Origin of the sequence: Novosphingobium sp., assembly GCF_025351285.1 — a bacterium.
Classification (GTDB): Bacteria; Pseudomonadota; Alphaproteobacteria; order Sphingomonadales; family Sphingomonadaceae; genus Novosphingobium.
In genome coordinates, this window is the sequence record NZ_JANXWG010000154.1 from 1 (window position 1) to 7,735 (window position 7,735).

The following is a 7,735-nucleotide window of genomic DNA, read 5'->3' on the forward strand; positions in this document are numbered from 1 at the left end:
CGAGACACGCCAACGCAGCGCTAGCGTGTCTCGACTTCGCTCGACACGAACGGAACGGAACTGAGGCTGACGGCTGCGTGCGCTATCCGGCTTTGGCCATCTCTTCGGCACAAATTTCATGGAACCGCGCGATTCCCGCTTCGAGCGAGCCCAGCGTCAATTCGGGCACCGCACCGGTCGAGAGCCCCTGCTGGCCCAGTTCCGCCGCGCGGAAGTCCTCGCCCGCGAATACGCCGCCATCGAGCAGGTCCCAGCTTTTGCGCCAATGTTTTTCGGCCTTTTCGGTGGTGGGCGGTTCGGGGATCAGCATGAAATCTTCAACCAAAGTGCGGTCGTGCGCTTGCGGCATGATCGTCATCACGTTGATGTAATCGGGGCTGACCACGATCACGCAGGCCGGAAACAATTGGTACGTCAGCGTGCCGATGCTGCGCAGCGCCGCCCACTGCGTGAGGTCCAATCCCTCCATATCCGCCGCCCGCCCGACCAGCGAGCGCTGGTGCGGCCCGATCCGATCGCCAGCACTCACCCCGTCCTTGAAGAACGGCCCGATCGTGCCCGCGTGCAGCCGCAGCACGTGGTAGCTTTCGAGGAACGCGTCCATGATCAGCTTCCAGTTGCTCGCCACGCTGTGCGTGCGGCGGGCATAGAGGTGCATGGCGTCCAGGCCGATTGCCGCGAAATCCTCGCCCACAACCGCCGCATCGCCGAAATCGGCGGATTCGATCGGCCCAAACCAGATCATCCCGCCCGCCTCCAGGCTCGGCAGTTCGACCAATCCGTAAGCCGCCTTGTCGATGCCTGGAAACGTTTCGGGCCGGGGCAGCGCGAGCAGCCGGCCATCGGATGCGAAAGTCCAGGCGTGGTAAGGGCACACCAGCCGCTTGGCCCGGGCCGCCTCGCAGCCTTCGACCAACCGCGTGCCCCGGTGCCGGCAAACGTTGAGGAAAACGTGCGCCTTGCCGGAGCCATCGCGCGTAATCAGCAGCGGGCGCCCGGTGCCATCGTGCGGCACCGCCATATCGGGCGTGGGCAGCAGCGCCGATGGGCACAGCACTTGCGGCAACCGATCGAACAGCGCGGCCTTCTCGCGCGCCCAATGTGCGGGATCGGTATAGACGCTGGCGGGCACGTGCAGCGGGCTGGCTTCAGGCGCATTGCCGCCGTGGCGGACCCTTTCGGCGAGCGAAAGCATTCCCGGTGTTGGCCGGGAAACGTGCGCCTGTTCTCCCAAGTCAGCGTGATCGGCCATGCTGTGCTCCCTTATCGGACTGGTCATAGGGCAAATCCTTGGTAGGGTCCAACCAAGAGGGAACCGGGCCAGAAGGAATACGGGTCGCATGGCCAGCAACGCAGACGCAATTGCTTCACCACCAGCACCACCGCGCCCGCGCGGCTGGAAGCTGCTCCGTGCCGCGCTCAACACGCGCAAATCGGCGTGCATGCTGGGGTTCGGGTTTTCATCGGGACTGCCGTTCGCGCTGCTGATCGGTACTTTGAATGCGTGGCTGGGCGAAGTGGGCATCAAGCTGGCGACGATCGGCGTGCTGTCGTGGATCGGGCTGTCGTACTCGTTCAAGTTCCTGTGGTCGCCGCTCGTCGATCGCGTGCCGCTGCCATTGCTCGACAAGCTGGGCCGGCGGCGGAGCTGGATTCTGCTGTGCCAAGCGATCCTGGTGATCAGTTTCGCCGGGCTGGCGCTGACCGATCCCAAGAACGCCATCGGCATGTTCGCGCTGATCGCGTTTGCCGCCGCGTTCGCCTCGGCCACGCAGGACATCGCGATCGACGCGTGGCGGATCGACGTAGCGGACGACGAATCGCCGCTCGAACTGCTCTCGGCGCTCAACCAGTTCGGTTACCGCACCGCCTCGATCGTCGGCGGCGCACTGGCGCTGTTCATGGCCGCGCGGATGAGCTGGCCGCACGTGTTCTTCGTGATGGCAGTGCTGATGGGTCTGGCTGCTGTGACGACGATGTTCGCGCCCGATACCGAACGCGCCAGCACGCGTATGCTCCACGCCGATCTGGGACAAGCCGGCGAAGTCGGTCCCAAGGCGCGCGCTGCGCTGTTGTTCGTGGTGCTGGCAAGCTGGACCTGGGCCCTGATTACGGTCGGATCGTTCATGGTGAAAATGCTGGCGCCGCTGGCGCCGGGCGGAAAATTGCCTTCGGTCGCGGATTTCACCAAAGCGCAAGGCCCGTGGATCATCGTGGCGACCGTGGTGGTGCCGCTGATGGTCGCGGCGATCGCCAATGCGCTGAAAGCCCGCGCGATCGGCGTGTTACAGACGCCCGAAGGCGTGCCTAACGGCTTGCGCGGTGCGGCCAACCATACTTATGCCGCGCTGATTGCCCCGCTGGCCGAACTGAGCGGTCGCGCCGGATGGGGCGTGCTGACGCTGATCGGGTTTATCCTGAGCTATGCATTGTGCTACAACATCTGGGCCAGCTTCGCCTTCCCGTTCTACCTCGACACGCTGCACTACACCAAGGACGAGGTGGCGTTCGCGTCGAAAATCTTCGGCATCTTCATGACGATGCTGGGGATCAGCCTTGCCGGCTATCTGTTCACGCGGATCGGCCGCTTCCCCACCGTACTGCTCGGCGCGATCCTGCCGCCGCTGGGCAACCTGCTTTACGCCGACCTGGCCGACGGCGGCGCGCGCATCGACGCTTTCGCGCACCTGCTACGGCTCGATGTGCTGGCCGTGTCGATGGGATCGAGCGAGCGGATGGTGCGGTTGCTGCTGGCGATCTGCTACGAAAACATTTCGGTCGGTTTGGCGCTAACCGCCTTCGTCGCATACTTGTCGAGTATGGTCAGCAAACGTCACACCGCAATTCAATATGCGCTGCTCGGCTCGCTGACCTCGCTGGTCGGCACGCTGGGACGCGGCATCGTGGGGGAGGCATTCGGCAAGTACGGCTACGCGCCGGTGTTCCGCCTGACCGCGCTGGCAGGGCTGGTTTCGGTGCTGTTCGTCACGCTCGAATGGGCGCGGGTGGCGCGTAACGAGCGGATCAGTCGGGCAGCTCAGCGTTCATCCTGAGCGCCTCACCGGCGAGATATAGCGAGCCCGCGATCAGGACGGTAGGTGAGCCATCGGGATCACCCGCAAGTCGCTCGATCGCTTCATCGAGGCTGAAAGCGGGGTAGCAATGCCTTGGGCTGGCTTTGGATTGGGCAAACGCCGCAATATCACGCGGATCGTGGTGATCGTGGCCCGGCAATGGCACGGCATGCGCTTTGCGGATCAGCGGCGCGATCGGAAACAGCACATCGGCAATCTTGCGCGCGCGGGTGAGCCCGAACACCAGGTCGATCGGCGCGCGATCCGCCAGCGCCCGCGCCACTGCTTGCGCCGCATCGGCATTGTGCCCTCCGTCGACGATCACGGTGCGGCCGGGCAGGCGATCGGTCAGCGGCCCGGGGCCGAGCACCTGCAACCGCGCGGGCCAACGTGCGTTGCGAATGCCCTCTGCCATCGCCTCGGTCGAAATCGCCAGCGCCGTCTGGTGCCGCAACATCGCCACCGCCAGCGCCGCGTTATCGGCCTGGTGCGCGCCGATTAGCGCGGGGCACGGCAGCGCGAGTTCACCCGCCGAGTCGCGGTAGGCGATGCCATCGTCATTCGTCACGGCCCACCAGTTGCGTCCGCGCATCCTGACCGGCGCGCCGATCCGCGCCGCTGTAGCGAGCACTTCATCTGCCGCAATCGCCGGATATCCTTGCGTTACCAGCGCCACCCCCGGCTTCGCGATGCTGGCTTTCTCGAACGCGATCCTTGCCAGCGGCTCGCCAGGAACCCCGTCGTCGGGTGAGAGCAGGAACGCTTCGTGATCGATCCCCAGAGAGGATATTCCGCAGACCGCTGGAGCCGGGATCACGTTGGTCGCATCCAAACGCCCGCCGAGACCCGTTTCGATCACGCAGACGTCCGCCGGCACGCGTGAAAACGCCAGGAAGGTTGCGACGGTGGTGACTTCGAAGAAGCTTGGGCTCAGGTCCGATCCAACTTCGAGTACTTCCTCAAGAAGTATGGCCAACAAGCTGTCTTCTATCAGGGTTCCGGCAACACGGATGCGTTCGTTGTAGCGTACCAGATGGGGTTTGGTGGCGGCGTGGACAGTGAGCCCCTGCGCCTCGCAGATCGCGCGCAGGAACGCGCAGGTAGAGCCTTTGCCGTTGGTTCCGGCGACATGGAGTACGGGCGGAAGGTGGCGTTCGGGGTTGCCCAATCGCGCCAGCAGCGCTCTTGCGGTGTCGAGGTGCAGGCGGCCTGTTGGCAACGACAGTGCGCCGAGCCGGTCAAGCTGCGCTTGCACGGCCGCATTCTCGGAGATTGCAAAGTCACGCATCAAAAACCCCTCCGGCCTGCGGGAGGAGATAGCTCAAGCCGCCTTGCCCTTCCTGGGCGCGACCTTGGCCGCCATCAGGTAATCGATCGTCCGCGCCAGCGTGGATTTCAGGTCGCGGCGATGCACCACCATGTCGAGCATCCCGTGATCGTAAAGATATTCGGCGCGCTGGAAACCTTCGGGCAGCTTTTCGCGGATCGTGTCCTGGATCACGCGCTGGCCGGCAAAGCCGATCAGTGCGTCTGGTTCGGCGATCTGGATGTCGCCCAGCATCGCGTAGCTGGCGGTCACGCCGCCGGTGGTCGGGTCGGTCAGCACGACGATATATGGCAGCCCGGCCGCGCGCAGCATCGAGATTGCAACGGTTGTGCGCGGCATCTGCATCAGGCTCAGGATGCCCTCCTGCATGCGCGCACCGCCCGCCGCGGTCACCGCAATATAGGGGCACTTTTCCTTCACCGCCTGTTTCACGCCGGCGACGAAGGCGCTGCCGACGGCCATGCCCATCGATCCACCCATGAAGCCGAAATCCTGCACGCCGACGACGGCCTTGTGACCTTCGATCGTGCCGAGCGCGTTGGTCATTGCATCAAGGTGCGGGTTGGCGGCGCGGGCAGCTTTCAGCCGGTCGGTGTACTTCTTGCTGTCGCGGAACTTGAGCGGGTCTTCCTTGACGCGTGGTGCGGGCAGCAGCGCGAAACCGGCGTCGAGCAATTGCGCCAGCCGCGCGTCTGCGCCGATCCGGCCGTGGTGTTCGCAGCGCGGGCAGACCGAAAGGTTGGCTTCGTATTCCTTGGTGAACAGCATTTCGCTGCACGATGGGCACTTGGTCCACAAATTGTCGGGCGTTTCGCGCTTGGGTGCGAACGGCAGCGCGTTGCGGACGTTGGTGAGCCAGCTCATGCCGAAACCTTCCTTGCCGAATGGACTGCGCCGGCCAAGGCGGCGGTCAATTCCTGAACATATTTAGGCGCTTGCTCGCCATACTTGGCAACCAGTTCCACCAAGGCCGAACCGACCACCACGCCATCGGCAACCCTGGCGATCGCCGCCGCCTGTTCGGGCGTGCGCACCCCGAAGCCTACTGCAACGGGCAGATCGGTCGCCGCCTTGAGCCGGGCGACGGCTTCCTCGATGCTGGCCTGCGCGGCCTGCTGCAAGCCGGTAATCCCCGCCACCGACACGTAGTAGAGGAACCCGGCCGAGCCATCGAGCACCGCCGGCAACCGCGCGGCATCGGTGGTCGGTGTCGCCAGCCGGATCGGCGCGATGCCCGCCGCGCGCAGTTGCGGCCCGAGCGCATCGTCCTCCTCGGGCGGAATGTCGACGCAGATCACGCCATCGACGCCAGCATCGGCGGCGGCCTTCGCGAACCATTCGGCCCCGCGCGTCACCATCGGGTTGGCATAGCCCATCAGCACCACAGGAACCGTGGGATGTTTGGCGCGGAAGTCCTTGGCGATCTTGAAAATATCGGCGGTGCGCGTGCCCGCGCCGAGGCTGCGCAAGTTCGCCGCCTGGATCGCCGGGCCATCAGCCATCGGATCGGTGAAGGGCATGCCCAGCTCGATCACGTCCGCTCCGCCCGCAACGAGCGCGTCGAGGATCGCAGGGGTGGGGCCATCACCGGCGGTGATGAAGGTGACGAGTGCGGGGCCTTTGGCGAAAGCCGAGGAGAGGCGATCAGTCATGGCGGATAGCCTTTTTCCTGCTCCCGATCAGGGCGATGATGACGCCGCTGGCAATGGAAAGCGGAAGTGCCCAAGCGAAGGTTTCGTCCGACGACCAGACCGCAACGTTATTGTTGGAGAGCAACCACGCGGTACCGAAGCACGCGCTAAAGGCCAAGGCGGACCAAAGCGTAATGGTGGCGGCAATTCGGAGCCGGTTGAACATGCTCACAATTTCGTCCCCAACGCTTCGGCCACGGTGAAGATGTCCTTGTCGCCGCGCCCGCACAAATTCGCCAGCACGATCGCGTCTTCGGGCATCGTCGGCGCTACCTTGACCACGGCCGCGATGGCGTGCGACGGCTCCAGCGCGGGGATGATCCCCTCGGTACGGCACAGCAACTGGAAGCCTTCCAACGCCTCGGTGTCGGTCACCGAGGTGTAGTCCACCCGGCCGATTTCCTTGAGCCAGGCGTGCTCGGGGCCGATTCCCGGATAGTCCAAACCGGCGCTGATCGAGTGCGCCTCGGCGATCTGGCCGTCTTCGTCCTGGAGCAGGAAGGTCTTGTTTCCATGCAGGATTCCGGGGCGCCCGCCCGCCAGGCTGGCGGCGTGTTCCTTGTCGAGACCGTGGCCTGCGGCTTCGACACCGAGCATCTTCACCGAGGTATCGTCGAGGAACGGGTGGAACAGCCCGATCGCGTTCGATCCGCCGCCGATCGCGGCCACGAGCAGGTCGGGCAGGCGGCCGGTGCGGGCGAGCATCTGCGCGCGGGCTTCCTTGCCGATCACGCTCTGGAAATCGCGGACCAGTTCGGGGTAGGGGTGCGGGCCGGCGGCGGTGCCGATGATGTAGAAAGTGTCGTGGACGTTGGCGACCCAGTCGCGCAGCGCCTCGTTCATCGCGTCCTTGAGCGTGTTGGCGCCGCTGGTTACGGGCACGACTTCGGCGCCGAGCAGCCGCATGCGGAACACGTTGGGCTGCTGACGTTCAACGTCCTTGGCGCCCATGTAGATCACGCAAGGCAGCCCGAACCGCGCGCAGACGGTGGCGGTGGCGACGCCGTGCTGGCCCGCGCCGGTTTCTGCGATGATCCGCGTCTTGCCCATGCGGATCGCGAGCAGGATCTGGCCGATGCAGTTGTTGATCTTGTGCGCGCCGGTGTGGTTGAGTTCGTCGCGCTTGAACCACACTTGTGCGCCCATTTTTTGACCATTTGGGCCGGGCTTGGCGCCCTTGCGCAGTTCCTCGGTGATGCGCGGCGCATAATAGAGCGGGCTGGGCCGGCCGACGTAGTGTTCGAGCAAGTCGTCGAATTCTGCGGCGAAGGCCGGGTCCTGCTTGGCCTTGCGGTATTCACGCTCAAGTTCGAGCACGAGCGGCATCAGCGTTTCGGCGACGAAACGGCCGCCGAACTGGCCGAAATGGCCGCGATCATCAGGAGTGTTGCGGAAGCTGTTGCGGGGCTCGATGGTCATGCCCGCGCACTGGCAGACAGGTGCCGGATTGTCCAGTTATGCGGCCCGAACGGGAGCCTCAGGCGCTGCGCGCAGCTTTGCAAAACGCCGCGATCTTGCCCGCGTCCTTCACGCCAGGCGCGGATTCGACGCCCGACGACACATCGACCAGTGGAGCGCCGGTCTGCCGCACCGCATCGGCGACGGTTTCGGGCGCAAGCCCGCCCGCCAGCCCCCACGCCAGC

The 7,735-nt window shown here is 65.1% G+C and carries 7 protein-coding genes and 1 pseudogene; 1 reads left to right on the forward strand and 7 read right to left on the reverse strand.

Features of this window, described 5'->3' with window-relative positions:
- Nucleotides 1-82: 82 nt before the first annotated feature.
- Nucleotides 83-1,252: an aromatic ring-hydroxylating dioxygenase subunit alpha gene (locus tag Q0R16_RS18920; RefSeq protein WP_295639991.1), complete on the reverse strand. Its 1,170-nt coding sequence runs from the start codon at nucleotides 1,250-1,252 to the stop codon at nucleotides 83-85.
- Between the two features lie 88 nt (nucleotides 1,253-1,340).
- Here Q0R16_RS18920 and Q0R16_RS18925 point away from each other — a divergent pair, with 88 nt between their 5' ends.
- Nucleotides 1,341-3,053: an MFS transporter gene (locus tag Q0R16_RS18925; protein WP_295639995.1), complete on the forward strand. Its 1,713-nt coding sequence runs from the start codon at nucleotides 1,341-1,343 to the stop codon at nucleotides 3,051-3,053.
- Here the strand turns inward: Q0R16_RS18925 and Q0R16_RS18930 are convergent.
- From Q0R16_RS18930 to Q0R16_RS18955, 6 genes and pseudogenes are all read right to left on the reverse strand, one after another.
- Nucleotides 3,025-4,362 carry a folylpolyglutamate synthase/dihydrofolate synthase family protein gene (locus Q0R16_RS18930; protein ID WP_295639998.1) on the reverse strand — a complete coding sequence of 446 codons (1,338 nt, stop codon included), beginning with the start codon at nucleotides 4,360-4,362 and terminating at the stop codon, nucleotides 3,025-3,027. The two genes, Q0R16_RS18925 and Q0R16_RS18930, sit on opposite strands and share 29 nt — an antisense overlap.
- A gap of 33 nt (nucleotides 4,363-4,395) precedes the next feature.
- Complete coding sequence (accD, locus tag Q0R16_RS18935; protein WP_295640001.1) at nucleotides 4,396-5,265, reverse strand: acetyl-CoA carboxylase, carboxyltransferase subunit beta; 870 nt, start codon at nucleotides 5,263-5,265, stop codon at nucleotides 4,396-4,398.
- Nucleotides 5,262-6,053 (reverse strand): tryptophan synthase subunit alpha, encoded by a 792-nt coding sequence (gene trpA / locus Q0R16_RS18940; RefSeq protein ID WP_295640004.1) that lies wholly within the window; start codon nucleotides 6,051-6,053, stop codon nucleotides 5,262-5,264. The genes accD and trpA overlap by 4 nt, the downstream gene beginning before the upstream one ends.
- Nucleotides 6,046-6,264, reverse strand: coding sequence for a hypothetical protein (locus Q0R16_RS18945; RefSeq protein ID WP_295640007.1), 219 nt, complete (start codon nucleotides 6,262-6,264; stop codon nucleotides 6,046-6,048). Before Q0R16_RS18945 ends, trpA begins: the two co-directional genes overlap by 8 nt.
- Entirely contained in the window at nucleotides 6,261-7,511 is a 1,251-nt protein-coding gene (trpB, locus tag Q0R16_RS18950; RefSeq protein WP_295640029.1) for a tryptophan synthase subunit beta, read from the reverse strand. Before trpB ends, Q0R16_RS18945 begins: the two co-directional genes overlap by 4 nt.
- A gap of 58 nt (nucleotides 7,512-7,569) precedes the next feature.
- A pseudogene (locus tag Q0R16_RS18955) lies at nucleotides 7,570-7,735 on the reverse strand (N-(5'-phosphoribosyl)anthranilate isomerase); the annotation flags it as partial.